General features: G+C 59.1%; 24 protein-coding genes. 12 read left to right on the top strand and 12 right to left on the bottom strand.

Annotated elements, in window-relative coordinates; translation table 11 throughout:
• Window positions 1-8: 8 nt before the first annotated feature.
• Entirely contained in the window at window positions 9-2,618 is a 2,610-nt protein-coding gene (gene acnB / locus AACY50_RS12895; protein ID WP_339432750.1) for a bifunctional aconitate hydratase 2/2-methylisocitrate dehydratase, read from the bottom strand.
• 410 nt (window positions 2,619-3,028) lie between these two features.
• Here acnB and AACY50_RS12890 point away from each other — a divergent pair, with 410 nt between their 5' ends.
• Window positions 3,029-3,499 carry a DUF1289 domain-containing protein gene (locus AACY50_RS12890; RefSeq protein ID WP_221732659.1) on the top strand — a complete coding sequence of 157 codons (471 nt, stop codon included), beginning with the start codon at window positions 3,029-3,031 and terminating at the stop codon, window positions 3,497-3,499.
• A gap of 102 nt (window positions 3,500-3,601) precedes the next feature.
• On the opposite strand, the gene AACY50_RS12885 is transcribed toward AACY50_RS12890, so the two are convergent.
• A complete protein-coding gene (locus AACY50_RS12885; protein ID WP_339432702.1) occupies window positions 3,602-4,465 on the bottom strand; it encodes a universal stress protein in 864 nt (287 codons plus the stop codon).
• 158 nt (window positions 4,466-4,623) lie between these two features.
• On the opposite strand from AACY50_RS12885, the gene AACY50_RS12880 reads away from it, so the two are divergent.
• From AACY50_RS12880 to AACY50_RS12870, 3 genes are all read left to right on the top strand, one after another.
• Window positions 4,624-5,232, top strand: a complete 609-nt coding sequence (locus AACY50_RS12880; RefSeq protein WP_339432701.1) for a tRNA-(ms[2]io[6]A)-hydroxylase — start codon at window positions 4,624-4,626, stop codon at window positions 5,230-5,232.
• A gap of 160 nt (window positions 5,233-5,392) precedes the next feature.
• A complete protein-coding gene (gene glsB, locus AACY50_RS12875) occupies window positions 5,393-6,301 on the top strand; it encodes a glutaminase B (protein WP_339432700.1) in 909 nt (302 codons plus the stop codon).
• Between the two features lie 96 nt (window positions 6,302-6,397).
• On the top strand, window positions 6,398-7,900 hold the full coding sequence (locus AACY50_RS12870) for an aldehyde dehydrogenase family protein (protein ID WP_339432699.1): 1,503 nt from the start codon (window positions 6,398-6,400) through the stop codon (window positions 7,898-7,900).
• A gap of 52 nt (window positions 7,901-7,952) precedes the next feature.
• Here AACY50_RS12870 and AACY50_RS12865 read toward each other — a convergent pair whose 3' ends face one another.
• Window positions 7,953-8,612, bottom strand: coding sequence for a carbonic anhydrase (locus AACY50_RS12865; RefSeq protein ID WP_339432698.1), 660 nt, complete (start codon window positions 8,610-8,612; stop codon window positions 7,953-7,955).
• 60 nt (window positions 8,613-8,672) lie between these two features.
• Entirely contained in the window at window positions 8,673-9,140 is a 468-nt protein-coding gene (gene cynS / locus AACY50_RS12860) for a cyanase (RefSeq protein WP_339507882.1), read from the bottom strand.
• Between the two features lie 122 nt (window positions 9,141-9,262).
• Here cynS and cynR point away from each other — a divergent pair, with 122 nt between their 5' ends.
• Window positions 9,263-10,141: a transcriptional regulator CynR gene (gene cynR / locus AACY50_RS12855; protein ID WP_339465602.1), complete on the top strand. Its 879-nt coding sequence runs from the start codon at window positions 9,263-9,265 to the stop codon at window positions 10,139-10,141.
• Between the two features lie 65 nt (window positions 10,142-10,206).
• On the opposite strand, the gene AACY50_RS12850 is transcribed toward cynR, so the two are convergent.
• From AACY50_RS12850 to AACY50_RS12835, 4 genes are all read right to left on the bottom strand, one after another.
• Entirely contained in the window at window positions 10,207-10,536 is a 330-nt protein-coding gene (locus AACY50_RS12850; protein ID WP_339465601.1) for a hypothetical protein, read from the bottom strand.
• 175 nt (window positions 10,537-10,711) lie between these two features.
• Window positions 10,712-11,002 carry a hypothetical protein gene (locus AACY50_RS12845; protein WP_339465600.1) on the bottom strand — a complete coding sequence of 97 codons (291 nt, stop codon included), beginning with the start codon at window positions 11,000-11,002 and terminating at the stop codon, window positions 10,712-10,714.
• 45 nt (window positions 11,003-11,047) lie between these two features.
• A complete protein-coding gene (locus AACY50_RS12840) occupies window positions 11,048-11,551 on the bottom strand; it encodes a GNAT family N-acetyltransferase (protein WP_339432693.1) in 504 nt (167 codons plus the stop codon).
• Between the two features lie 48 nt (window positions 11,552-11,599).
• Complete coding sequence (locus AACY50_RS12835; protein ID WP_339465599.1) at window positions 11,600-13,546, bottom strand: DNA topoisomerase III; 1,947 nt, start codon at window positions 13,544-13,546, stop codon at window positions 11,600-11,602.
• A 281-nt stretch (window positions 13,547-13,827) separates the two neighbouring features.
• Here AACY50_RS12835 and AACY50_RS12830 point away from each other — a divergent pair, with 281 nt between their 5' ends.
• Complete coding sequence (locus AACY50_RS12830; RefSeq protein ID WP_339465598.1) at window positions 13,828-15,234, top strand: serralysin family metalloprotease; 1,407 nt, start codon at window positions 13,828-13,830, stop codon at window positions 15,232-15,234.
• 145 nt (window positions 15,235-15,379) lie between these two features.
• Window positions 15,380-15,748, top strand: a complete 369-nt coding sequence (locus AACY50_RS12825; protein WP_339432690.1) for a DUF427 domain-containing protein — start codon at window positions 15,380-15,382, stop codon at window positions 15,746-15,748.
• Window positions 15,749-15,792: 44 nt separating this feature from the next.
• On the opposite strand, the gene AACY50_RS12820 is transcribed toward AACY50_RS12825, so the two are convergent.
• The 3 genes from AACY50_RS12820 to AACY50_RS12810 all read right to left on the bottom strand — a co-directional run bounded on the left by AACY50_RS12820 (window position 15,793) and on the right by AACY50_RS12810 (window position 20,767).
• Entirely contained in the window at window positions 15,793-17,016 is a 1,224-nt protein-coding gene (locus AACY50_RS12820; protein WP_339465597.1) for an SGNH/GDSL hydrolase family protein, read from the bottom strand.
• 329 nt (window positions 17,017-17,345) lie between these two features.
• Window positions 17,346-18,968 (bottom strand): MFS transporter, encoded by a 1,623-nt coding sequence (locus AACY50_RS12815; protein ID WP_339432688.1) that lies wholly within the window; start codon window positions 18,966-18,968, stop codon window positions 17,346-17,348.
• A gap of 149 nt (window positions 18,969-19,117) precedes the next feature.
• A complete protein-coding gene (locus AACY50_RS12810; RefSeq protein ID WP_339538640.1) occupies window positions 19,118-20,767 on the bottom strand; it encodes a GMC family oxidoreductase in 1,650 nt (549 codons plus the stop codon).
• Window positions 20,768-20,900: 133 nt separating this feature from the next.
• On the opposite strand from AACY50_RS12810, the gene AACY50_RS12805 reads away from it, so the two are divergent.
• The 4 genes from AACY50_RS12805 (at window position 20,901) to arsH (ending at window position 23,450) form a co-directional block, all read left to right on the top strand.
• Entirely contained in the window at window positions 20,901-21,785 is an 885-nt protein-coding gene (locus AACY50_RS12805) for a LysR family transcriptional regulator (RefSeq protein WP_339465594.1), read from the top strand.
• Window positions 21,786-21,891: 106 nt separating this feature from the next.
• Entirely contained in the window at window positions 21,892-22,239 is a 348-nt protein-coding gene (locus tag AACY50_RS12800; RefSeq protein WP_339432685.1) for a metalloregulator ArsR/SmtB family transcription factor, read from the top strand.
• A 26-nt stretch (window positions 22,240-22,265) separates the two neighbouring features.
• Window positions 22,266-22,736: an arsenate reductase ArsC gene (locus AACY50_RS12795; protein WP_339538639.1), complete on the top strand. Its 471-nt coding sequence runs from the start codon at window positions 22,266-22,268 to the stop codon at window positions 22,734-22,736.
• Window positions 22,737-22,748: 12 nt separating this feature from the next.
• Window positions 22,749-23,450 (top strand): arsenical resistance protein ArsH, encoded by a 702-nt coding sequence (arsH, locus tag AACY50_RS12790; RefSeq protein WP_221732639.1) that lies wholly within the window; start codon window positions 22,749-22,751, stop codon window positions 23,448-23,450.
• Between the two features lie 29 nt (window positions 23,451-23,479).
• Here arsH and AACY50_RS12785 read toward each other — a convergent pair whose 3' ends face one another.
• Window positions 23,480-24,043 (bottom strand): GNAT family N-acetyltransferase, encoded by a 564-nt coding sequence (locus AACY50_RS12785; protein ID WP_339538638.1) that lies wholly within the window; start codon window positions 24,041-24,043, stop codon window positions 23,480-23,482.
• A 351-nt stretch (window positions 24,044-24,394) separates the two neighbouring features.
• Between AACY50_RS12785 and AACY50_RS12780 the strand changes: the two genes are divergently transcribed.
• The gene (locus tag AACY50_RS12780; protein WP_339432682.1) at window positions 24,395-25,519 is read left to right on the top strand and encodes an HDOD domain-containing protein; all 1,125 of its coding nucleotides are present in this window, start codon (window positions 24,395-24,397) and stop codon (window positions 25,517-25,519) included.
• Window positions 25,520-25,569 lie beyond the last annotated feature (50 nt).

Here is a 25,569-nt window from a genome sequence, read left to right as displayed (position 1 = left end):
TTGCAGCGTTAGGCTTGAACGACCGGGATGTTGGCGTTCGCAGCCGCTTCACGGAACTCGGCAATCTGGTCGAAGGACAGGTAGCGGTAGATATCGGCCGCCATGCTGTCGATCTTGCCAGCGTATTCCATGTACTCCTCGACGGTCGGCAGGCGACCCAGGATCGAAGCAACGGACGCCAGCTCGGCCGAAGCCAGGTAGACGTTCGCGCCGTCGCCCAGACGGTTCGGGAAGTTACGGGTGGAGGTCGACACCACGGTGCTGTTCGGCTCAACGCGTGCCTGGTTACCCATGCACAGCGAGCAACCTGGCATTTCCATGCGAGCGCCAGCCTTGCCGTAGATGCCGTAGTAGCCTTCTTCGGTCAGTTGGTGAGCGTCCATTTTGGTCGGCGGCGACAGCCACAGACGGGTTGGCAGCTGACCCTTGACCTGGTCCAGCAGTTTACCGGCAGCGCGGAAGTGACCGATGTTGGTCATGCACGAACCGATGAACACTTCGTCGATCTTCTCGCCAGCAACGCTGGACAGCAGACGGGCGTCGTCCGGATCGTTCGGCGCGCAGAGCACAGGCTCGTTGACGTCGGCCAGATCGATTTCGATGACTTCGGCGTATTCGGCGTCGGCATCGGCTTCCATCAGCTCAGGGTTGGCAACCCAGGCTTCCATTGCTTGCGCGCGACGTTCCAGGGTACGTGCATCGCCGTAGCCTTCGCCGATCATCCAGCGCAGCAGGGTGATGTTGGAGTTCAGGTACTCGGTGATCGACTCTTTCGACAGCTTGATGGTGCAACCGGCAGCCGAACGTTCGGCCGAGGCGTCGGACAGCTCGAAAGCCTGTTCCAGCGTCAGACCTTCCAGGCCTTCGATTTCCAGGATGCGTCCGGAGAAGGCGTTCTTCTTGCCTTTCTTCTCGACGGTCAGCAGACCGTTCTGAATGGCGAAGTAAGGAATGGCATGAACCAGGTCACGCAGGGTGATGCCAGGCTTCATTTTGCCTTTGAAGCGCACCAGGATCGATTCCGGCATGTCCAGCGGCATGACGCCGGTGGCAGCGGCGAACGCGACCAGACCGGAACCGGCCGGGAACGAGATGCCCATCGGGAAACGGGTGTGCGAGTCACCACCGGTACCGACGGTGTCCGGCAGCAGCATGCGGTTGAGCCACGAGTGGATGATGCCGTCGCCCGGACGCAGGGAAACGCCGCCGCGGGTCATGATGAAGTCAGGCAGGGTGTGGTGGGTGGTCACGTCGATCGGCTTTGGATAAGCCGCGGTGTGGCAGAAGGACTGCATCACCAGATCAGCGGAGAAGCCCAGGCATGCCAGGTCTTTCAGTTCGTCACGGGTCATTGGACCGGTGGTGTCCTGAGAGCCGACGGTGGTCATCTTCGGTTCGCAGTAGGTGCCAGGACGAACGCCTTGGCCTTCTGCCAGACCGCAAGCCTTGCCGACCATTTTCTGCGCCAGGGTGAAGCCCTTGGTGCTTTCAGCCGGTGCTTCAGGCTTCTTGAACAGGTCGAACGCAGGCAGACCCAGTTCGGCGCGCGCCTTCTCGGTCAGGCCGCGGCCGATGATCAGCGGAATACGACCGCCGGCACGGACTTCGTCCAGCAGCACAGGGGTCTTCATTTCGAAGGTGGTGATGACTTCGTCGGTACCGTGCTTGCAGACTTTGCCGGCGTGCGGGTACAGGTCGATCACGTCGCCCATGTTCATGTTCGAGACGTCGAACTCGATTGGCAGTGCGCCGGCATCTTCCATGGTGTTGTAGAAGATCGGAGCGATTTTGCTGCCGAAGCAGAAACCGCCAGCGCGCTTGTTCGGCACGTAAGGAACGTCGTCACCGAAGAACCACAGCACCGAGTTGGTGGCCGATTTACGCGAGGATCCGGTACCGACCACGTCACCGACGTAGGCGATCGGGAAGCCTTGACCGCGCATTTCTTCGATCTGCTTCATCGGGCCGATGGCGCCCTGCTGATCAGGAACGATGCCGTCGCGAGCCATTTTCAGCATGGCCAGCGCGTGCAGCGGGATGTCTGGACGCGACCAGGCATCAGGGGCAGGGGACAGGTCGTCGGTGTTGGTTTCGCCGGTGACCTTGAACACGCGCAGGCTGATCTTGTCGGCCAGGGTCGGGCGGTTCTTGAACCACTCGCCGTCAGCCCAGGATTGCAGCACGGCTTGGGCGTGAGCATTGCCGTTCTTGGCTTTTTCGGCCACGTCGTGGAACGCATCGAACATCAGCAGGGTGTGCTTGAGTTGCGCGGCAGCGACGGGCGCCAGTTCGGCGTCGTCCAGCAGGTCAACCAGGGTCACGATGTTGTAGCCGCCCTGCATGGTGCCGAGCAGTTCTACAGCGCGTTTTTTGTCCAGCAGAGGGGAGGCAACTTCGCCCTTGGCCAGTGCAGACAGGAAGCCGGCTTTAACGTAAGCCGCTTCGTCCACGCCAGGTGGAATGCGATTGGTGATCAGGTCAACGAGAAATTCTTCTTCGCCAGCCGGAGGGTTCTTCAGCAGCTCGACCAGGCCTGCTGTTTGTTCGGCGTTAAGCGGCTGGGGAACGATACCCAGGGCTGCACGCTCTTCGATATGTTTGCGGTAGGCTTCAAGCACAGTTATTACCCTCATCAGTGGTCCCAAATGGGTGTCCGGGACGCTCATCCCGAAATGGCCGTACTCATGCACCTCGCGACGTTGTGGGTCGCTTGGCCAGAATTGCCGGCTATTCCTTACAGAAGCTGCTTTCAAAGTTTTACGCCTGCAGAACGGGGAGCTGATGAGGGTTGGCGTTGAGTTTTTCCCCGCTGGAAAAACCCTTCGCCAACACCGCTCTGAAGGAACGACTGTGCTCGTGACGCTTTGAAAACAGCTTCTAACGGACATTGGCGCCTTAAAAGGCTGGCTGATTCTACGGCAAAAAAAAATTAAAGGTAAGTTAGGCCCTCAAGTTTGAGGGGTGATCAATGTTAGACAAAGGGCTAACATGCCGACCTGTTCCGCGTTTCAGTGCCTTTGCCAACCTTATGCCCAATCAGACCATCAAGACTCCCTGCGTCGGCCTCTGCTCCACTGTTTACGGTGATCTGGTGTGCCGTGGCTGCAAGCGTTTCCATCACGAAGTGATCAACTGGAATGGTTACAACGAGGAGGAAAAACGTGCGGTGTGGCTGCGTCTGGAGCAATTGCTGTCACAAGTGATGGCGGCCAAGGTCGAGATCTTTGATTCGGCGCGTCTGCGTCAGCAACTGGAGCAGCGCAAGATCCGCTTTGTGCCCCATCAGTCCGAGTATTGCTGGGCGTATCAGCTGATTGCCCGAGGGGCGCGGGTGATCATTAATCTGGAAGCCTACGGGATGGTGCTGCTGCCGGAGTTTCGCGACTGGAACCTGCCGGAACTGCGCGATGCCATTGATCGGGAATTCTTCCTGTTATCGGAAGCGCACTATCAGCGCTACATCGCACCGGGCTTTCTCAAAGACGCGTTTGGCGCCTGAAGGTCAAAAGTTTCGCGAGCAAGCCCGCTCCCACACGGGAATGCATTTCAAACCGTGGGAGCGGGCTTGCTCGCGAAGAGGCCCTGTGTGACGCCGCAAAACTTAATGCTTCACCGCCAATTCCAGCAAATGATCCTCAACCTCCTGCGGCTTGAGCACCAACACATCGCTTTCCAGCGTATCGAGCACCACCTCCGCCGTATTGCCGATCAACGCACCTGACAATCCGGTACGCGCCACGGTGCCGATTACGGTCACGGCTGCTTGCAGTTTGTGCGCCATGAACGGAATCAACACATCCGCTGGGCCTTCCTCGATGTGCAGATGCTCGTCATCGACATCGAACTCCGCCTGGAACGCCCTGCATTGCTCGCGATACTTCGCCTCGATTGTCGATTTGAGCTGGAAGGTCGGGTCGGCTGCCGACAGCATCGGCGACGGATGGGCGCTGATTACATGCAGATGCCCTTTGGCCAGGCTGGCAATATCAAACCCATGATCAATGATCGTGGTATGCAGATGGCGGTGTTCACCGTCGGCATTGCCGACATCGACCGCCGCCAGAATGACTCTGTCTTTCCAGGGCGTAGAGGTTTTCACCAGCAGCACCGGGGTCGGGCAGTGGCGCAACAGCTTCCAGTCCGCCGGGGTCAGCAGGGCTTTTTTCAACGAGCTGTCAGGGAAGTGCTGTTTGATCACCAGCCCGCAACCCTCGGCCTGCTGCACGTCGGTGATGGTTTCATGCAGGCTCTCGTTCCAGGCCTGTTCGGTGGTGACGCTGTAACCGTCCGCCAGCAGGGCGGCTTTGAGCACGCCGAGCATGCCGGCATGGTCGTGCTTCTTGTCGCACACCAGCAGGTGCAGATGGGCCTGGGTCACCCCTGCGATCAACTTGGCGCGCTTGAGCGCCAGGCTCTCCGAATGTTCGGGTTCGATGACCACCAGAATGCTGCGAATGGCTTGCATGAGCGGAGTCTCCAGCGAGTAAAGGGCACGGCGTTGCACAACTATAGTTGCTGCGCCAGCACCTGCGACTTGATGCATATCAACGCCAGCCGCTGGTGGTCTTCGGGCAGGCCGGTATAATCGGCGCCCTTCGCTCGAACACCTTGACCGTGAGCCCCATGATCCTTCCCGAAATCCACGAATTCCTTGGCTGCCGCACACCCGATGCCTGGGTTCAGGCCGCACTGGCCGATCAGGAAACCCTGCTGATCGACCACAAGAACTGCGAGTTCAAGGCTGCCAGCACCGCGCTGAGCCTGATTGCCAAGTATCACTCCCACGTCGACCTGATCAACATGATGTCGCGTCTGGCCCGGGAAGAACTGGTGCACCACGAGCAAGTCATGCGCCTGATGAAACGCCGCAAGATCGAGTTGCGTCAACTGCATGCCGGCCGATACGCCTCGGGCCTGCGTAAAGTGGTGCGCAGCCACGAGCCAGTGAAACTGGTGGATACGCTGGTGGTCGGTGCATTCATCGAAGCGCGCAGTTGTGAGCGGTTCGAAGCACTGGTGCCACATTTGGACGAAGAACTCGGCAAGTTTTACTTCGGCCTGTTGAAAAGCGAAGCCCGGCATTTTCAGGGGTATCTGAAGCTGGCTTATCAGTATGGTGAGGCCAGGGATGTGGCTCAGGTGATCGACAAGGTGCGTGCGGCCGAACAGGAACTGATCGAATCGCCGGACGCCGAATTCCGTTTCCACAGCGGTGTGCCGGCGCTAGCCTGAAGCTCAAACTGTCGCAGCCTTCGGGGACTCTCCGATTGCCAGGGGTGCGATTGAACCAAGAATATTCTGCATGATGCCTGCCGGTGTGATTCGATGCATGCCGCCAGCGTCTAGCCTCAGTGTCCCCGCAATCCCACGGGGCGAGACTTCGGAACCCGGCATGCAAGCGCTGTTGAACGAGATCCTTGATGCTGTCCGGCCCCTGATCGGGCAGGGCAAAGTGGCTGACTACATTCCTGCCCTCGGCACCGTGGCGCCCAACCAGTTGGGCATCGCTGTGTACGGTAACGACGGCGAGATGTATTGCGCCGGCGACGCCGAGACGCTGTTCTCGGTGCAGAGTATTTCCAAGGTGTTCAGCCTGGTGCAGGCCATTGAACATTCCGGTGAGGCGATCTGGGAGCGTCTGGGCCATGAGCCGTCCGGTCAGCCGTTCAACTCGTTGGTGCAGCTGGAATTCGAACGCGGTCGCCCGCGCAATCCGTTCATCAACGCCGGCGCGCTGGTGATCTGCGACATCAACCAGTCGCGCTTTGCCGCACCGACCTTGTCGATGCGTGACTTCGTCCGGCGTCTGTCGGGCAATCCGCAGATCATGATCGATGGCAAAGTCGCCGACTCTGAATACCAGCACCGTGCACGCAACGCGGCAATGGCGTACCTGATGCAATCGTTCGGCAACTTCCACAACGACGTCGAATCAGTGTTGCGCAGTTACTTCAGCCACTGCGCGCTGCGCATGAACTGCATTGATCTGGCCCGGGCCTTTTGCTTTCTGGCCAATGACGGCTACTGCAAGCACAGCGGCGAACAGATTCTGACGCGACGCCAGACCCAGCAGGTTAACTCGATCATGGCCACCAGCGGTTTGTATGACGAGGCGGGCAACTTCGCCTATCGCGTCGGCCTGCCGGGCAAGAGTGGCGTCGGCGGCGGGATTGTCGCGGTGGTGCCTGGGCAGTTCACGGTTTGCGTGTGGTCGCCGGAATTGAATGCTGCCGGTAATTCGCTGGCGGGCATGGCGGCGCTGGAGATGCTCAGTTCGCGCATTGGCTGGTCGGTGTTCTGACCCGATTAGCCAGGCTCTGCAAACCTTGTGGGAGTGTTATTCCGGCGAAGAATCCGCTACATTTTCCGGCCGCCCTCTGCATGGTGAATCTGCTTCATGTCTCTTGCGCTCGAACGTCTAGTCGCTGGCACGCCGATCCCTTTCGCTGGTAACCGCGTCACCGTGGTCAGCCCCGAACTGGCCGCGCGCTTTCAGCCCGGTGACCACCTGCTGGTGGAGCAGGTGAGTGGCGAGTTGTTGCTGATTCCGGTGGCCGATCAACAAGCGGCCGCCGTGGCGATTGAACGTGCGGCGGCGGCTTTTATCGCGTTGTCTGCGGTCAGCGACGAAGCGATCAGTCAGTTCTTCGATTTGTTCGCACAGCGCCTGCAAACCCCTGAGTGCTGGGCGCAGATCGAGGCAGCCAACCTTGCCGACATCGAACGGGCGAAGGCTCGCGGGCGCTCCACCACACGCTTGCTGGCCGATGAGCGCATGCGCCGCGACATGATTGCCGGCCTGCGCGCCTGGCGTGATGCCGCACCGACGCGCGGCAAAGTCATCAGCAGCGTCGAGCACGATGGCTGGAAGGTCGAGCAAGTGGTCTCGCCACTGGGTATCGTCGCTTTCGTCTTTGAAGGTCGGCCGAATGTGTTCGCCGATGCCGCCGGCGTCTTGCGCACCGGCAACACCGCTGTGCTGCGTATCGGCAGCGATGCGTTGGGCACGGCGCAGGCCATTGTTGCTCACGCGTTGAACCCGGCGCTGGCTGCGGCCGGTCTGCCCGTGGGCGCGGTGTCGCTGGTGGAGAGTGTCAATCACGCCGCCGGTTGGGCGATGTTTGCTGATCGACGTCTGTCGTTGGCGGTGGCTCGTGGGTCAGGACGTGCAGTCAGTCAATTGGGCAGCATTGCCCAGCAGGCGGGCACGGCGGTCAGCCTGCATGGCACTGGGGGGGCATGGCTGATAGCCGATCGTGAGGCTGACGCAAAACGCTTTGCGGCGGTGGTGCGCAACTCGCTGGATCGCAAGGTCTGCAACACCCTGAATGTCTGCCTGATTCAGCGCGAACGTGCCGATGAACTGGTGCCGCTGTTCCTCGACGCGCTGCAACAGGCCGGTACCGCACGCGGCCAGGGTTGCAAATTGCACATCGTCGAGGGCAGCGAACGTTGTCTGCCAGGCGAGTGGCAGAACGCGACGGTCGAGGTCTATCGTGCCGAGGGTTATCAGACCGAAGCACTGGCTGAACCGTTGGCGCAGGCGGATTTGGGGCGCGAGTGGGAATGGGAAGAAACCCCGGAAGTCAGCTTGATGATCGTCGACGATCTGGATCAGGCGATTGCATTGTTCAACCGCTATAGCCCGCAATTTACCGTGTCGTTGATCAGTGAGGATGCCGCTGTTCAGGAGCGCTTCTATAACGCGGTCAACGCACCGTTCGTGGGTAATGGCATTACCCGCTGGGTCGATGGCCAGTACGCGCTGAACAAGCCGGAGCTGGGGCTTTCGAACTGGGAGAACGGACGGTTGTTTGCGCGCAGTGCGATTCTTTCGGGCGATGGTGTGTTTACCGTGCGTAGCCGCATGACCCAGATTGATCTGGGTGTAAAGCGCTGAAAGAACCTGTGGTGGGGGAGCAGGCTCCCTCGCCACAGGGGCGCAATGTAATTCAGGCTGCTGCGCTGGTGTTTGCGTGAACGGCGCAAGTAGCCGGTTGTTCGGCCAGCGGCACAAAGGTGCGGCGGTCCGAGGACAGCGCATCGATCGAGCCGGTCTCGATGTCATACACCCAACCATGCAGATTCAGCAGGCCTTTCTCCTGTGCCAGGCGCACGCTCGGATGGGTCTGGATATTCGCCAGTTGCGCGATCACGTTTTCGCGCACCATCGAACTCAATTTTGCCGCGTCATTGGCATGTGGCCGGGCTTCGTTCACCACTTTCGCTGACTCGGCATGCTGCAACCAACCGCTGACGGCCGGCAGATGATCCATGCATTTGCATTTGGCAATCGCCGTCATCGCGCCGCAATCGGAATGGCCGCAGATCACAATGTCGGTCACACCAAGCACCGCCACCGCATATTCCACTGTCGCCGAAACCCCGCCCGGATGCGGACTGTAGGACGGCACGATATTGCCGGCGTTGCGGATCACGAACAGTTCGCCGGGTTCTTGCTGGGTCAGCAGTTCCGGGACTACACGGCTGTCGGAGCAGGTGATAAACAAGGTGCCGGGCTGCTGGGTGGTTGCCAGGTGTTTGAACAGTTCGGTGCGTTGCGGAAAGGCTTCGTTCTGGAATTTCAGGAAACCGTCGATCAGGGCTTTCATGTGCATGTCCTCGTTGAAGGGAGATCGGATGGCCCGCACGCAAAGTGCGGGCCGGGCACATCAGAACGGACGCAGGGGCAGGAACTTGCCGTCCAGGGTGACCACGGCGCGGGAGCCGCCTTCCGGGTCTTCGACTTTCTTGATGTCGAGTTTGAAGTTGATTGCGCTGATGATGCCGTCGCCGAACTGCTCGTGAACCAGTGCTTTGAGGGTGGTGCCGTAGATCTGGATCATTTCATGGAAGCGATAGATGGTCGGGTCGGTCGGCACGCCGCTGAGGCTGCCACGCAGCGGGATGATTTGCAGGGCCGCGACAGCGTCGGCGTCCAGCTCAAGCTTGTCGCCCACCACTTGGGCGGCGGTTTCCGACAGCGGATGTTGGCCGAGCAGGGCGGCGGTGACGTACGCCAGGCTGAGGCCGGTGCCGTCGGCGAGATCCTGCCACGACAGATTCTTGCGTGCCTTGATGTCCAGAATGCGGGTGGTCAGGGCCAGGCTGGCGTCGTTGTAGGCGTGGGACTGTTGCATGGTGTCACTCCTTTCAGGGGTTGGCTTGCTGTGTGGGATTGATTTTCTGCCGATTTATCCATAGCGTCCAAGACCGATATACAATGCTTTGCATAAGCCCTGCCTATAGATGGTGCTCCCACATGCTGCTGCGACATTTGCGTTACCTGCTGGCCGTTGCCGATCACGGCGGCTTCACTCGCGCGGCCGAGGCGCTGCATGTGTCGCAGCCAACCTTGTCGCAGCAGATTCGCCAACTGGAAGAAACACTGGGGGTGAGCCTGTTTGATCGAACTTCACGTACGGTCAAAGCCACCGATGCCGGCGAGGCTTACATTGAATGTGCGCGTCGGGTGCTGGTGGAGTTGGAGGCGGGCAAGCGCGCACTGCATGACGTGAAGGACCTGACCCGCGGTACGTTGCGCCTGGCGATGACGCCAACGTTTATGGCGTATCTGGTCGGGCCGCTGGTGCGCGACTACGCGGCGCGATATCCGGGGATTCATCTGGAAATCTTCGAGTTGTCGATGGACGACGTCGAGGCCGGTCTGGCGGATGACTCGCTGGACATTGCGATTGCGTTCACCCCGGTACGCAGCCCGGACATCGAGTGCATTCCGGCGTTTACCGAGACCCTGGGTGTCATGGTCGGGCGCGAGCATCCGTTGTATGAAAGTGATTCAGTGCTGACGCCTGACGATATCGCGCAGTTGGATTTCGCCTTGCTGGCGTCGGATTTCATCACGCGCTTGTCGGTCGATGAGTATTTTCGTCAGCACGGGATCACGCCGCAGGTGCGCATTGAGGTGAATTCGGTGAGTACGTTGCTGGAGGTGGTGCGGCATTCGCCGATGGCGACGATGCTGCCGGAAGCGATTGCGACGTCCGATCGGGCATTGCGCAGGCTGCGGGTCGAGAGCGAAGCGCCGCAGCGTGGGGCCGCGTTGTTGCGGCGGCGCAATAACTATCACAGTGCGGCGGCGGTGGCATTTATGAATCTAATCCTGGAGCCCCCGCTCTGAACTGGAACGCAATAAAAAGGGCCTGCTTCTTATTGGAAGCAGGCCCTTTTTATTGAAGTTGTAAATCAGCAGAACCGATCAATCACCCGAACTTCGTTCTTGTTCTGCATCGCGTCCCACGCCTGTTTCAGCGTTTGCAGAACATTACCGATGAAGTCCTTGTCGGCTGCGGCTTTTTTGCCGACATAGCCGTGGCCGCGACGGTACATCTTCAGGCGGGCCAACAGGTTCTGGTTGTTCTGCTCGAACTCTTCTTCGCCAGCGTGGGGCGACAGGCAGTCGATATGCACCTGCCCCGACTTGCTGATCCACAGAATATGGCTGTCGTGGCTGTCTTTTTGCGCAGCGAACATACGAGCCAGTTCTTCGATAGTAGGTTGGTTGTTCAGATTCATGATGTTGCCCCTTGACCAGTTTGGTGATCTTTCAAAGTTGATTCGCTAATACAGGTAGCCCATCGGTTAGTTGATCCCTGGCACCGAAACCAGGACGTCAGCGCTCGCCCGTTTGAAGTACGGGGTCGTGCATCTGTTGCATGTAGTCGTGTTGAATAACTGCTACGCAATAGCGTCACAACGAAGAGAAGCAGCGAAAACCGGGAGGCCCCTTGCCGACGTTTTCAGGGTCGACCACAAGCGTCTTGAGAATTTTCGCCAGCGCTTCTCGTCCTTGTACTGGACGTTCAGGCCAGGTCAGCTTCTTCAATCTGCCTTGTGGGCAGCGTGTATCCGGAAAAAACAACTCGGCGGTCAGACGAGTTTGCTCAAGCGTGTTACCAAATGTTCCCGATCGGGGAACGTCTTCATCATGCAAAAGCAAAACGATGCCGTCAACGGTTTTGTAGTGTTTATTTTTGGGCACTACATATTGTCGGACAAAGCAGTTTTGGAATGAGAAAGGATCCGTTCAGGCAACGGAAAAAGGTGTGTGAAGGGCGTAGAACGTGCACGGGTAACCGTCCATTTCACGCTGGTGCAAGGTGAAAGCGCCACCGGTCAATTCCGGGATCAGCTTGGTCCAGAAGCGCTGTGCCGGCAGGTTGGCGTCGATATGGAAAATTTGCCATTGACCGGGGATGCGGCTCAAGAGGGCAGAGACGACAAACTGCGCGACGCCTTGGCCACGAAAGCGCCGGGCGAGGAAGAAGTAGCCGATGTTGTGTTCGGCACCCTCGATATGTGTTTCGTTATCAACGGTCACGAAGCCGGCGAGTTCGTCGTCGACCCGTATCAGGAACGGTTGGGTTGCCGGGTGACGCCAGTATTCGGATTTCGATTGGATAGGGAAGAAGCCATGTGCAGCGAGTTTCAGCGGCAACCACTGGCTGAAGTCGTACATGTAGAACTGCATCAGGTTTTCGAGGGTTTCGAGTTCATCGCGTTGGGCCGGGTGCAGTTCTAGGGTGGGCATGCTTTGGGTTCCTGAAAGTGATGGGCCTCTCGGAAACAGTAGCGTGTTTTATTTTTTGGCTGCCGGTTTTGCTTTGCGTTTCGTAGCGACGGCGGTGTTGCTCCGCGTCGATTTGCGCTTTTTCTTCCAGGGGGTGGCAGCTTTGCCGGCGGGCGGTGGGCCGCTGATGGTCAGGCTCAGATGGGAGCAGCGTGTCACTTGTTTGCTCATCCATGCCGCCTGTTTGGTGACGAACTCTTCCAGACTCATCTCGCCGCTCTGCACCATGTCCAGCGCTTGTTCCCAAATCGCTGTGGTGCCGGGGTCGGCAATGGCGCGGGGCACGGCGTCAATCAGGCTGAACGCGGCGGGTGTGGCGGCCAGCGCCTTGCCGTTTTTCACCAGATAACCGCGATCCAGCAAGCCCTGAATGATCGACGCACGGGTGGCTTCAGTACCAATGCCCGTGGTGTCCTTGAGTTTCTGCTTGAGCAGTGGATCTTCCACCAGTTTGGCGACATTCTTCATCGCCTTGATCAAATCGCCCTCGGTGTAGGGTTTGGGTGGTTGTGTCCACAGATCCTTGAGCGTCACGTTCGCAACGGCGCACTCGATGCCCTGAGATAACGCTGGCAAGGTTTGCGGCACCGGTGCCTCACGCCCCTTGGCCGGCGCGAGCGCTTCGGGTAAGGCGCGTTTCCAGCCCGGCTCGATGATCTGTTTGCCGACGGCGCGTAACGCTTGAGCGCCGCAATCGAAATCAGCCTGGGTGCGATCGTATTCATGATTGGGCAGGAACTGCGCCAGATACCGTGCGCGGATCAGTGTATAGACCGCCCGGTGTTTGCCGCTCAGGCGTTCCAGATTCTTCGCGGCAGCGGTGGGAATGATGCCATGGTGGGCGCTGACTTTGGCGTCGTTCCACGCCCGGGATTTTCGCTGAGGTTCAAGAAAACTCTGCAGCGCTTCAAGGCTTGGGTCAGCCTGACGCAACGCCGCGAGAATCCCCGGCGCCTCACTGTGCTGGCTCAGCGGCAGAAACCCGCAATCGCTGCGTGGGTAGGTGATGACTTTGTAGGTTTCGTACAGTGCCTGGGCGATGTCGAGGGTTTCCTGCGCGCCGAGGCCGAGTTTCTTCGAGCAGACTTCCTGCAAGGTGCCGAGGTCGAAGGGCAGGGGCGCCACTTCGCGCATGCGCTCGGTACGCAACTTCACCACCCCGGCACTGGCTGCACCCCTGATCGCAGCGGCAGCTTGCTGCGCCAGCGCCTGATTCAGGCAGCGATCCTGATCATCACAAACATCCGACGGGGCGCGCCATTGCGCGGTAAACGGTGTGCCGTTGTGCAGCAGTTGCACATCGATCGCCCAAAACGGCACCGGTACGAAATCGGCAATGCTGCGGTCGCGATCCACCACCAACCGCAAGGTTGGCGTTTGCACCCGACCGACCGGCAACACACCTTGATAGCCCGACTGACGGCCTAGCAGGGTGAACAGGCGGCTCATGTTCATGCCAATCAGCCAGTCTGCCCGCGAGCGACCCAGCGCCGAGTGATACAGGCTGAACGTTTCGGCCCCCGGTTTCAGCGCGGCCAAAGCCTTGCGGATTGATGCCTCATCCAGCGCTGACAGCCACAATCGGCGGATCGGCCCGCGATAGCGGCAATGCTCGACCAGTTCCCGGGCGATCATCTCGCCCTCACGGTCGGCGTCGGTGGCGATGATCAGCTCGCTGGCTTCGCCCAGCAAGCGTTTTACCGCTTTGTACTGGCTGGCGGTACGCGGCTTGACGGTCATTTTCCACTTGTCCGGGATGATCGGCAGATCCGCCAGCACCCAACGCTTGTAGCGGGCGTCGTAGGCATCCGGCGGGGCCGTTTCCAGCAAGTGGCCGATGCACCAGGTCACCGTGACGTCTGTTCCCAGCCAGCAGCCGTCGCCCCGGCGTTTTGCACCGAGTACGGCCGCAATGTCTTTGGCCTGGGAAGGTTTTTCACAGAGGTACAGCCGCATATCCACCATCGTCGATCAATGTCCGAACAGGCGCACAGAATGGCCGGAGTTAGCGTCAGGGGCAACTTTTATCTGTATGGATATACAGATAAAAAGGATTGCCGAACATGACGGGCTTTCACGGGACATGCCCGGCGCTATCGAGAAATTGAGTAGCGCCGCGTGGGTGGCTGTGTCAGGTTTTTCGCGCCTTAAAGAAAAACGCGAGCGACAGGACGGTCTCGCCAGGAGATCGCCGTGGTCTGTCGGACACTGACTCTTTTGCAACAAGGACGTAACTCATGTCTCAAGCATCTTTCCAGGCCAGCAGCGCCTACTCCGCCGTGGACACGTTCAGCCACCTGTATGACCGTGGTGTCGGGCTGGTCAACGGCAAACCCTCGTTCACTGCCGATCAGGCCGCCGACGAAATCCTGCGCAAGGGCCTGTCGTGGGGCGATAAAAATGCCGATGGCAAGATCTCCCTCAGCTACAGCTTTCTGACCGACAAACCGGCCAACTACAACCCCAAACTCGGCAACTTCAGCGAATTCAGCGCCCAGCAAAAAGCTCAAGCGGTGCTCGCCATGCAATCCTGGGCCGACGTCGCCAACGTCACTTTCACCGAGGGCAAGGGCGGCGACGGTCACATGACGTTCGGCAATTACGACGTCAGCACCGGCGGCGCAGCGTTCGCGTATTTGCCGAGCGGCGGCAGCTATGATGGCCAATCGTGGTACTTGATCAACGATCAATATCAGGTCAACAAGACCCCGGACACCAACAACTACGGGCGCCAGACCCTGACGCATGAAATCGGTCACACACTCGGCCTGTCGCACCCTGGCGCCTACAACGCGGGCAACGGCAGCCCGACTTACGCCGACGCCAAGTACGCCGAAGACACTCGCGGTTACAGCCTGATGAGTTATTGGAGCGAAGCCAACACTGACCAGAACTTCAGCAAGGGCGGCAGCGGGGCTTACGCCTCGGCACCGTTGCTGGACGACATTGTTGCGGTGCAGAAACTCTACGGTGCCAACTACGAGACCCGCGCCGAGGACACGAGGTACGGCTTCAATTCCAACACTGACCGCGATTATTACAGCGCGACTTCGGCGTCGTCCAAAGTGGTGTTTTCGGTGTGGGACGGTGGTGGTAATGACTGGCTGGATTTCTCCGGATTCACCCAGAACCAGAAGATCAACCTCAACGAGGGTTCCTTCTCCGACGTCGGCGGTCTGGTCGGCAACGTCTCCATCGCCTATGGCGTGACCATGGAGAATGCCGTGGGCGGATCAGGCAATGACCTGCTGATCGGCAACGGGGCGGTCAATCACCTGTTTGGCGGGGCCGGCAACGACATCCTCTACGGTGGTGGCGGCGCAGATGTGCTGTGGGGCGGTGAGGGCGCGGATACCTTCGTGTTCGGCGCAGCCAGCGACTCGACCAATAACCAGCCGGACTGGATCATGGATTTCCAGAGCGGTCTGGACAAGATAGATCTGTCGGGCATTACCGCGTTTGCCACGGGGGCGGCGTCGCTGAATTTCGTCAGCAGTTTCACCGGCCATGCGGGCGATGCGATTCTGACTTACTACGCGCAGCACGGTCAGACCGGGCTGCTGGTCGATCTGACCGGGCAGGGGCAGGTCGACTTTGCCGTGGGTGTGGTAGGGCAGGCGGTGGCGACCGATATTGTTGCTTGATGCCCTGAGAAAGCGGCCCTCTCTCACCGGGAGAGGGTTGGGCGGCGTTTAGATGAGGAGCTTTTTGGCCGTTCGGCTGTGAGTCCGCCGTGAAGGAAGTCCTTGCGCTATACCTGAGCTTTCACCGCCGTCTCAGGAGAAACCCATGAAAACCCCAGGCCCCAGTCCAGTCATCGCCCTCGTAGAACTCTCAGGTTGCCTGGTAGTGAAATTCCATGGCATCCAGGTCGCCGCGTCCTCCCATGTGCTGGTTCTCAACGAGGCCAACTACCCGCCGGTCTTCTACGTCCCGCGTGAAGACATCGACGAGAAGTATTTCGCCCGCACCGACCATACCAGCTACTGCCCGTATAAAGGCGATGCCAATTATTTCAGCTTGCAGGTGCCGGGGCATGAGGGGGCGAATGCGGTGTGGACTTACGAGCATCCGAAAATATCGGTTGATCAGATCAAAAACCATGTCGCGTTTTATCCTGATCAGGTGAAGTTCGAGGTGATCGAAGCGGATGTTTAGTCCAGGAGGTGCCCGCCGCCGGGTGTGCGGTGGCGGGCTGATACTTACTTGGCCTTGCGTTTTGTCGCCGTTTTGCCTTTTGTCGGCGCAACCTGACGAGACCGCGGTGTGCGCTTGACCGCAGGTGGCGCTTGCACAGGCGCCCACTGATTCTGTACGGGCACCTGGATGCCCGCTTGAACCGTTGCAAGGGATTGTTCGAGTCTATTGAATGCCTCCAACGCGGTGGTCTTGGCCTGGGCTTTGATTAGCGCCTGTTTTGACGTCAACAGTGAATCCATCTTGTCCTCAAATTGCTTGGCCATACGCTTGTAAGCCAAGGCGTTCAGGTGCAGTTCGTTGATCCAGTCGTCGTCGTTGATCAGATTTCGCAGATCAATGAAATAGACATCGGGATGAGCGTCGGCAACAGACTTGAGCATGGTATTGAGCTGATCAATAAAGTCCGTGACGATTTGGCGTTGAACCTGCGGGTTCATGATGTTCTTGCGCGTCAGCGATGGGCGCAGCCATGGGCCGATGAAGCGGTAGTTACCAATGTTGACCACGCCTTTGCCTGTCGGAATAGCACGCCCGTAACCATGGAAAATGATCTTGATTTTCGGGTGAGCGGCTTTTACTCGTTTGATCATGTCTTCATAGGCGTTACGAAAGACCCGGTCAACGGTGTCATTGACATAATCGGTTCGCACCAGTGAGGCGGGCGAGGCATCGGCATGGTTCAGGAAAGACGCGAATTCGTCACCGGCAATGTCATTGCCAGCACCGGAAAACAGAAAAAATGCCGGTTTGATCCGTTTGATTTCCGCCAGTACATCCTCAAACTCGGGCCGCGGTCGGGTCCAGGCTCCGTCTTTGATTTCTGTCCCGTAAACCATGTTTTCCAGCGTGTCGCCACCCGAAGCGAAACTCTTGATCTTGTAGCCGGACGTCAGCTTCAGCCACTTGATGATGTCCACGCCGGGCAAATAGTCGAACCAGGAGTCTCCCTGTGCCACGACGTCTACGCCGTTGGAACCGAAGAAGAATCCAGTGACACCCTCAACCTGCTTTTGCGCTGGCTGATCGTGTTGCCATATTGCCAGATCTATTTTTGCTAACGCGTCTTCACTTTCATAGTTCATGTCGGCAGTCCTTTTTTCGGTAAACCCAGTGGAACCAATGTTTTCGCGGTTCCGTTCATTGAGTCCGAACGACGTCATGAGGGTGCTGCTACGTCCAGACTGTTCAGCACTACTGTTTTTCGCCACGCCGGATGCATCCGGCATGCTGCGAGCGATTGTTAACGATGAGACTCGTCCGGGGTTGAACACTCGGGCAGGCGTCGACTGGAGGGGAGATGTGCACGAGGGTGCGTCGTGTGGCGTACATGGAAGGATCCTCGATCCAGGAGGTTCGATCCCCCACGTCACGAACGCTTTTCTGCGTCGCAGGGCTTTGCTCTGAAATTATCGTAGACGAGTTGTGGCCAATGCAAAAGACAACCCCCAGAGAAGTTTTCGGCACGGCCTCGACGCGCCGGGGCAACTGCGGTATTTCAATCCTCCAGTGGCGGGAGGGCTTGCCCCGTCCACTGAAGGCGTGCTGGAGGGCCTGTTCAGTTCTTGTCGAGATCGATATTCTTCGTCTCACGCAAACAGATCATCCCCACCACCAGACTGACCCCGGTAATCAACACCGGGTACCACAGCCCGTAGAAAATATCCCCGGTGTACACCACCAGCGCAAACGACACGGTCGGCAGGAAACCGCCAAACCAGCCATTGCCAATGTGGTACGGCAGGGACATCGAGGTGTAGCGGATGCGGGTCGGGAACAGTTCGACCATCAGCGCCGCCAGCGGCCCGTAGCACATGGCCGAGATAATGATCAGGGCGACGATCAGGGCGACGATCATCGGTTTGTTGATTTGCTGCAGGTCGGCCTGTTGCGGATACCCGGCCAACGTCACGGCACCGCGCAGGGCCGCTTCGTCGTAGCCGTCGATCTTCACGTCGCCGATGCTCACCTGCACGCCGCTGCCGGTCGGTGCGGCGACACTGGAATAGGGCAGGCCTTGTTTGACCAGGAAGGTTTTGACCTTGTCGCACGGGCTGTCGAATTTGGCCTTGCCCACCGGATCGAACTGGAAGGTGCAGGTCGCTGGGTCGGCCAGCACGGTGATCGGTGCCTGACGACTGGCCTGGTCAATCGCCGGGTTGGCGTAGTGGGCCAGGGATTTGAAGATCGGGAAGTACAGCACGGTGGCCAGCAACAGGCCGAGCATCAGCACTGGTTTACGTCCGACTTTGTCCGACAGCCAGCCGAAAATAATGAAAAACGGCGCACCGATCACCACGCTGATGATCAGCAGCGTGTTGGCCACCGCCGGGTCCATTTTCAAGAACTGCGTGAGGAAGAACAGTACATAAAACTGCGCCGCGTAGAAGGTCACCGCTTGCCCGGCATTGATGCTGAACAGGGCGATCAGCACGACTTTGAGGTTTTCCCATTTGCCGAAGGATTCGCGGATCGGCGCCTTCGAGGTTTTGCCTTCCTTTTTCATTTTCAGATAGGCCGGCGATTCGTGCAGGCTCAGGCGGATCCAGGTGGAGATGCCCAGCAGCACAACCGACAGCAGGAACGGAATCCGCCAGCCCCAGACTTCGAACTGATCGCCCGTGAAGTAGCGGCAACCGAGTACCACCAGCAGTGATAGCAGCAAACCGAGGGTGGCGGTGGACTGAATCCAGCTGGTGTGCAAACCGCGTTTGCCGATGGGCGCGTGTTCTGCGACATAGGTTGCCGCGCCGCCGTATTCACCGCCGAGCGCCAAGCCTTGAAGCATGCGCAACAACACCAGAATGATCGGTGCGGCGATGCCGATGCTGGCGTAGTTCGGCAGCAAACCCACGCAGAAGGTCGCGATACCCATCAAAATGATGGTCGCCAGAAACGTGTACTTGCGCCCGATCATGTCACCCAACCGACCGAACACCAGCGCCCCGAACGGCCGTACGACAAATCCCGCCGCAAATGCCATTAGCGCAAAGATGAAGGCAGTCGTGTCATTGACCCCGGCGAAAAACTGCTTGCTGATCACCGCCGCGAGGGCGCCGTAGAGGAAGAAGTCATACCATTCGAACACCGTCCCCAGGGACGAGGCGAAGATGACTTTCTGCGTGGCATTGCTGGTGCTGGCGCCGCTCGCGGCATCCAGCGGCTGAACGTGTTCTGACATATCGGTATCCCTCACAGTGATTGTTTTTGTTGTTCCACTGGTGTTGCGTGTCCTGGTGATGCGCGATGCCCATGAATCAAACGCCAATCTCCTTGTGGGAGCGGGTTTGCTCGCGATAGCGGTGCTTCAGCCAACTTCAATGTTGAATGTCATACCGTCATCGCGGGCAAGCCCGCTCCCACAGGGTGGGTGTTTAGTGTTGGTTTGAGGATCAGTTGTGCGGCCTTCTCGGCAATCATCAGCGTCGGCGAACAGGTGTTGCCCGAGGTGATGCGCGGCATGATCGAGGCGTCGGCAATGCGCAAACCCGGCACACCATGCACGCGCAACTGCGCATCGACCACCGCATCGCCGTCATTGCCCATTCGACAGGTACCGACCGGATGGAAAATCGTCGTGCCGATTTTCGCCGCCGCTTCGTGCAACGCTTCCTCGCTCTGCAGGCTGTCGCCCGGCAGATACTCGACCGGTTTATACGCTTGCAGGGCAGGGGCGCTGACGATGCGTCGGGTCAGGCGAATCGCATCCGCCGCCACGCGCAGGTCTTCAGGATGGCTCAGGTAATTGGGCTGAATCAGCGGTGCGTCTTGTGGGTTGGCGGAGCGAATGTCGATGCGGCCACGGCTCTGCGGGCGCAGATCGCACACCGAAGCGGTGAACGCCGGAAAACTGTGCAACGGCTCGCCAAAGCGCTCCAGAGACAACGGCTGTACGTGATATTCAAGGTTGGCTGATGTCTGCTCCGGCCCTGAGCGCGCAAAGGCGCCCAACTGACTCGGCGCCATCGACAATGGCCCGCTGCGGTCATACAGATAACGCAGGCCCATGCCCATCTTGCCCCACACGCTGCCAGCGATCTGGTTAAGGGTGCGGGCGTTTTCCAGTTTGTAGATCAGGCGCAATTGCAGGTGATCCTGCAGATTGCCGCCCACCCCGGGCAGTTCATGTAGCACGCCGATCCCCAGTCGCTCCAACAACCCACGCGGACCGATGCCCGAACGCTGGAGAATATTCGGCGACCCAACGGCGCCTGCGCACAGGACGATTTCCTTGCGCGCCTTGAAGCGTTTGACCTGACCCTCGTGACGCGCACTGACTGCCGTCGCGCGACCGTCCGTAAGCAATACCCGATCGACCTCAACCCCGGTCAGCACCGTCAGGTTCACGCGATTGCGCAGCGGTTTGAGAAAGGCCTTGGCCGCGTTCCAGCGCACGCCGGCCTTCTGGTTGACCTGAAAGTAACCGCAACCTTCGTTATCGCCCTGATTGAAGTCATCGATGCTGGCAATGCCGCTTTGTTCGGCAGCGCTGCGAAATGCATCCAGAATGGGCCAGGACAGCCGCTGTTGCTCAACCCGCCATTCGCCCTTGGCGCCGTGAAACTCAGCCGCGCCGGCAAAGTGGTTTTCGCTTTGTTTGAACAGCGCCAGCACATCGTTCCAGGCCCAGCCCGGATTGCCTTCGGCCGCCCAGCCGTCGTAGTCGTTGGCCTGGCCGCGCATGTAGATCATGCCGTTGATGGAAGAACAGCCGCCCAGTACCTTGCCGCGCGGATAGCTCAGTGCGCGGCCGTTGAGGCCCTGTTGTTCTTCGGTTTTGAAGCACCAGTCGGTGCGCGGGTTGCCGATGCAGAACAGGTAACCGACAGGAATGTGAATCCACGCATAGTTGTCGCGCCCGCCGGCTTCGAGCAACAGCACGCGCTGCTGTGGATCGGCCGACAGTCGATTGGCCAGCAAACACCCGGCAGGGCCGGCGCCGACCACGATGTAGTCGTATTCATCGAGGGAAGTCTGCATTCCCTGACCTCGCTTTTTGTTTTTATTGTCGGACACTCTAGTTGTTAGCTTTCGTTAAAAGAATGTTAGTTTTTGCGCAGCCGCTGTGCGTTTTTAAACAGCCTTGAATGACGATCGCTGACAAGGACACCCCATGTTCGACTGGAACGACCTGCGGTTTTTTCTTGAGTTGCAACGCAGCGGCCGGCTGCTCACCGCCGCCCGCCGGCTGAACACGACCCATGCCACCGTTGCCCGCCACATCGAAGCCATCGAAAAAAGCCTCGGCACCGCGCTGTTCGTCCAGCACGCCCAAGGTTACGAAATGACCCCGGCGGGGGAGGCGTTGCTCAAACACGCCGAAGCCATGGAAAACGTCGCACTGCTGGCCCAGGAAGAAATCACCCAGTCCACGGCGCCGCTGGGCAAGATCCGCGTCGGTGTGACCGAAGGCCTGGGCATCAAATTCCTCGCCAGTCGCATGATCGGCCTGTTCGAACGCTACCCGGGGCTGGAAGTGGAACTGGTGGCTGTGCCGCGCTTTGTCAGCATCCTCAACCGAGAAGCGGAAATCAGCATCCACCTGGAGCGCCCGGCGGCCGACATGCTGGTCACGCGCAAACTCACCGATTACCGCCTCGCGCTCTATGCCAGCCAGCGCTATCTCGCCAACGCGCCGGCGTTGCGCAGTCGCGAAGATCTTGGGCGGCACGCGTGGATTGGTTATGTCGATGATTTGTTGTTCAGTCAGGAACTGATGTTTCTCAACAGTTTCTGTCGCAGCCCTCGGGTGGTGTTTCACAGCACCAGCGTCATCGCCCAGCAGGAGGCGGCGCGCTCGGGATTGGGGATTGCCGTGTTGCCGTGCTACATGGCCGCCGCCGATCCGGACCTGGTCGCGTTGCTGCCCGATGAAAGCATCGAGCGCAGTTACTGGATCAGCACGCGGCGCGAGTTGCACAAATCGGTGAGGCTGCGGGTGGTTTGGGACTATGTGGTGGGGTTGTGTGAAGCCGAGCAGGGGCTCTTACGCGGTTAACCCAGCTAACACCCATCCACAGGGGGGCTTCGATGTGCTTGGGGCCGGGGTTGATTAATATATGGATATCCGTATATTCGATTTTCCGTATGTATGGTGCGTCCAGATGATCACCCCCCCTGAACTCTTCAAAAGCCTGGCCGACGAGACCCGAGTGCGTGCCACGCTGTTGATCGCCGACCAAGGCGAATTGTGCGTCTGCGAGCTGATGTGCGCTCTCGACGACAGCCAGCCGAAAATCAGCCGCCACCTCGCGCAACTGCGCAGTAACGGGCTGTTGCTCGATCGCCGTCAGGGCCAATGGGTTTATTACCGGCTCAACCCGGATCTGCCCGAGTGGGTCCGCGACATCCTGCAAGTGACTGCAAAGGCCAACGCCGATTGGCTCAAGGACAACGCCGCCCGTCTGCGCAACATGGATGGACGTCCCGTGCGCGATAGCGCGTGTTGCTGAATCCCCACACTTTTTAGGAGCACTCCATGCGAGTTTTGTTCATGTGCACGGCCAACAGTTGCCGCAGCATTTTGTCTGAAGCGATGTTAAATCACTTGGCCCCGTCGACACACGAGGCGGTAAGTTCCGGCAGCTTCCCCAAAGGCCAGGTGCTGCCGCGCAGTTTGTCGACCTTGCAGCAGGCCGGCATCAGCATCGATGGCTTGTACAGCAAGGGCAACGACGCTTTCGAAGACCACCTGCCAGACATCGTCATTACCGTTTGCGATAAGGCCGCCGGCGAAAGCTGCCCGGTGTATTTCGGCCCGGCGCTGAAAGCCCATTGGGGCCTTGAAGATCCCTCCGACGTGGCCGGCGACGACGCGACGGTCGAGGCGGCGTTTCGCTCGACGTTGGGGCGCATCGAACGGCGTTGCCAGGCCTTTCTCGACCTTCCCTTTGACCGACTCAACCGCGATGAACTCAAGCGCGAGCTGGATCGGATCGGCACCCTTTAAGCAGGATTCCCCATGTCTGAACAACTGCCCAATCTTGACCTGAGCCTGTTCGAAAGCGAGCAGCATCCGAAGCCGCCAAGCACGCACAAGCCAAGGATTTTGTTGCTCTACGGATCGACCCGCGAACGCTCCTTCAGCCGTCTGTTGGTCGAAGAGGCCGCGCGCCTGCTCGAGCACTTCGGCGCCGAGACGCGCATTTTCAATCCTTCAGAGTTGCCCCTGCCCGACGATGTCCCTGTCGAACACCCCAAAGTGCAGGAACTGCGCGATCTGGTGCTGTGGTCGGAAGGCCAGGTCTGGTGCTCGCCGGAGCGCCACGGCGCGATGTCGGCAGTGTTCAAGGCGCAAATCGACTGGATCCCCCTGGCGCTCGGCGCCGTTCGTCCCACTCAGGGCAAAACGCTGGCGGTGATGCAGGTCTGCGGCGGTTCACAGTCGTTCAATGTGGTCAATCAGTTGCGCGTGCTGGGGCGCTGGATGCGCATGTTCACCATCCCCAATCAATCCTCGATCCCCAAGGCGTTCATGGAGTTCGACGAGGCGGGGCGGATGAAACCCTCGCCGTTCTATGACCGCGTCGTCGATGTGATGGAAGAATTGGTGAAGTTCACCGTGTTGCTGCGCGACAGTCAGGCCTATCTGGTCGATCGTTATTCAGAGCGCAAGGAGTCGGCCGAGCAACTGATGGCTCGGGTCAACCAGCGTTCGATCTGACGCCCTGGTTGCCAGTGCGCGACGTGGCGCTACAAATGCAGGCGATGGATGACCTGGCGGCTATCGTCGGGATCCGTGTGGGTTTCAAAGCCCAGGGCTCTGGCCAGGTCGCGCATGGCCGTGTTTTTGGCCGAGTCCACCGAGTACAGGTGCGTGAAACCGTTTTTGCCAGCCGCTTTGATCAGATGCTCCATCAGTAAGGTACCCAGGCCCAGATGCGCCCACTCATCGGCGACAGTCACGGCGCATTCACCTTCCTGCTCGCCCGTGGCGGCGTAGCGGCTGACACCGATTTCGATCAATTCGCCGTTTTCGTGAACCAGGGCAATGAAAGCGGCGCGTTGCTTTTGATCAATGTCCATCAACTGATCGAGCAGCGCCGTGCCCGGCTCGCTGATCTGCGCCAGAAAGCGCATGTGGCGGGACTCGGGGGACAAACGCTGGATAAATGTGTACTCGCGTTCGCGGTCGTTGTCCGCCAGTGGCCGGATCAACACATGCCGGCCGTCCTTGAGCGATTCGATCCAGTATTCACCGGTGTGTGCGGCGTAAGCGGCCGTCGCCCGGTCATTGTGGTCTTTGACAGTGAGCATGATGTGAACCTCCAGCGAGGGAAAGAGCAACGCGCGGTTGTACTGCGCTCATTCCTTTCTACACTGTTAACGACGCTGGCGTCTGATCTGATTCAAACCGACGCTAAACGTACCCCGTCGCTCGACTTCCAACCCTGTCAGGCCAATCGGAGGATGCAGCCGGACTTTGTTGTTTGTGAAAAACTCGCGCAGGTCAATTGAGTTGCAGATGAGCGCCACAGTGAGCCACCACGTCTTGCGTTGATAACGACCGGATCCCACGATCTACGCCCAACGACTACTATTGCTGCGGATGGTCGATAGTTTGTTACACGTCGTAAAGCAGGCCGTCGATCCGGTGAGGAATACCGAATGCGAGTGATGATTCTGGATGATGACCCTTGGATTTCAGATCTTTTAAAACAACTGGTGTTGAGTATTCGCCCGGCGGCACAGGTCGATTGCTATATCGACGTTGCTAGCGCTTTGGCTGCCTGGCACCCAGGTACCTATCAACTGGTCATCGCGGACTGGAATCTGCCAGATGCGCCGGGCGTTGACCTGCTGCACAGCATTCGCCAAAAAGATCACGACATGCCGCTGATCATCATCACCGGGCGCGCCGACCGAGACAGCGTGCTGGCGGTGAAATCGCTGAGGGTCAGCGCATTTTTTACCAAGCCCTTTCAGGTTTCACGCCTTGTCGAGCGCCTGGAGGCACTGCTTCCGCCGGATGACCCGCTGCGCCCCCCCACGATCAATACTGAAGACTTACCCAGCTATCTCGGCAGTTTGACTGCGGACGAACTGGACTTGCCTTTACTCGCCTCGGTAAAGGAAAAGCTTCAGCTTGGCTATGGCGGCGCCGTACTGGATCTGCGCGAACTCGCCAATGATTGGCAGTATGACCCGGCCTTGTGCGCCCATTTGATCGCTGCCGCCAACAGCGCCGCGTATCTCGGCCAGGGCCAGCCGTGCACGAACCTGAAAGCGGCACTCACCCGGTTAGGCGGGTTGACCAGCGTCAACCTGGCGATCAGCCAGGCGTTGCGACAGAGCGCAACGCACCCCGGCGCTATGCTCATGCCAGGGGTTCAGGCACTTCTGGATGATTCCGAGCGGTTGGCTGAAAGAGTTGTGCTTCTGGCCCAGCAGTGCGGGCTTGATCCTGCGCCGATGCAAACGGCCGCACTGTTGCACCGCATGGGCGAACTCTGTGTGTATTACCAGACCCAGAAATGGGAGAACCTGGGCAATAGCGTTAGTGAAGAGGCACTCTTGCACGCTGTCCGCGATTTTGCGGCGCCTTTTGCCGTTCGATTGAAAGCAAACTGGGGTCTGCCGATGGTTTTGCGTGAGCTGATTGGTGCTATTTATGTCTTGCCGACCCTGCAAGTACGTCGTGAACAGGTCGTGATGCGTTTGGCCGCCGCCATGAGTAATGGCGAACCCGAAGCAGACGTTGAAAGGCTTCAACGGTTGGCCGGTCTGGCCTGAGCGTGTCTGGTAGTGCGAGGGTGGAGCAGGGCGCGGACTCAGGGTTGTCG

It is taken from the genome of Pseudomonas sp. RA_15y_Pfl2_54 (genome assembly GCF_963971015.1).
Classification (GTDB): domain Bacteria; phylum Pseudomonadota; class Gammaproteobacteria; order Pseudomonadales; family Pseudomonadaceae; genus Aquipseudomonas; species Aquipseudomonas baetica_A.
The sequence above is the reverse complement of the archived record's forward strand: the minus strand, read 5'-3'. Positions and strand labels throughout refer to the sequence as shown.

Coding starts and splice junctions, on each gene's coding strand:
- cynS (WP_339507882.1), bottom strand. CDS start 9,140: ATGCAACAGTCCCACGCCTACAACGACGCCAGCCTGGCCCTGACCACC.
- AACY50_RS12820 (WP_339465597.1), bottom strand. CDS start 17,016: ATGCCGGATGCATCCGGCGTGGCGAAAAACAGTAGTGCTGAACAGTCT.
- AACY50_RS12825 (WP_339432690.1), top strand. CDS start 15,380: ATGAAAACCCCAGGCCCCAGTCCAGTCATCGCCCTCGTAGAACTCTCA.
- AACY50_RS12850 (WP_339465601.1), bottom strand. CDS start 10,536: ATGAATCTGAACAACCAACCTACTATCGAAGAACTGGCTCGTATGTTC.
- AACY50_RS12870 (WP_339432699.1), top strand. CDS start 6,398: ATGTCTCTTGCGCTCGAACGTCTAGTCGCTGGCACGCCGATCCCTTTC.
- AACY50_RS12780 (WP_339432682.1), top strand. CDS start 24,395: ATGCGAGTGATGATTCTGGATGATGACCCTTGGATTTCAGATCTTTTA.
- glsB (WP_339432700.1), top strand. CDS start 5,393: ATGCAAGCGCTGTTGAACGAGATCCTTGATGCTGTCCGGCCCCTGATC.
- arsH (WP_221732639.1), top strand. CDS start 22,749: ATGTCTGAACAACTGCCCAATCTTGACCTGAGCCTGTTCGAAAGCGAG.
- AACY50_RS12810 (WP_339538640.1), bottom strand. CDS start 20,767: ATGCAGACTTCCCTCGATGAATACGACTACATCGTGGTCGGCGCCGGC.
- AACY50_RS12865 (WP_339432698.1), bottom strand. CDS start 8,612: ATGAAAGCCCTGATCGACGGTTTCCTGAAATTCCAGAACGAAGCCTTT.
- AACY50_RS12840 (WP_339432693.1), bottom strand. CDS start 11,551: ATGCCCACCCTAGAACTGCACCCGGCCCAACGCGATGAACTCGAAACC.
- AACY50_RS12885 (WP_339432702.1), bottom strand. CDS start 4,465: ATGCAAGCCATTCGCAGCATTCTGGTGGTCATCGAACCCGAACATTCG.
- AACY50_RS12890 (WP_221732659.1), top strand. CDS start 3,029: ATGCCCAATCAGACCATCAAGACTCCCTGCGTCGGCCTCTGCTCCACT.
- AACY50_RS12795 (WP_339538639.1), top strand. CDS start 22,266: ATGCGAGTTTTGTTCATGTGCACGGCCAACAGTTGCCGCAGCATTTTG.
- AACY50_RS12835 (WP_339465599.1), bottom strand. CDS start 13,546: ATGCGGCTGTACCTCTGTGAAAAACCTTCCCAGGCCAAAGACATTGCG.
- cynR (WP_339465602.1), top strand. CDS start 9,263: ATGCTGCTGCGACATTTGCGTTACCTGCTGGCCGTTGCCGATCACGGC.
- AACY50_RS12815 (WP_339432688.1), bottom strand. CDS start 18,968: ATGTCAGAACACGTTCAGCCGCTGGATGCCGCGAGCGGCGCCAGCACC.
- AACY50_RS12830 (WP_339465598.1), top strand. CDS start 13,828: ATGTCTCAAGCATCTTTCCAGGCCAGCAGCGCCTACTCCGCCGTGGAC.
- AACY50_RS12785 (WP_339538638.1), bottom strand. CDS start 24,043: ATGCTCACTGTCAAAGACCACAATGACCGGGCGACGGCCGCTTACGCC.
- AACY50_RS12880 (WP_339432701.1), top strand. CDS start 4,624: ATGATCCTTCCCGAAATCCACGAATTCCTTGGCTGCCGCACACCCGAT.
- AACY50_RS12805 (WP_339465594.1), top strand. CDS start 20,901: ATGTTCGACTGGAACGACCTGCGGTTTTTTCTTGAGTTGCAACGCAGC.
- AACY50_RS12800 (WP_339432685.1), top strand. CDS start 21,892: ATGATCACCCCCCCTGAACTCTTCAAAAGCCTGGCCGACGAGACCCGA.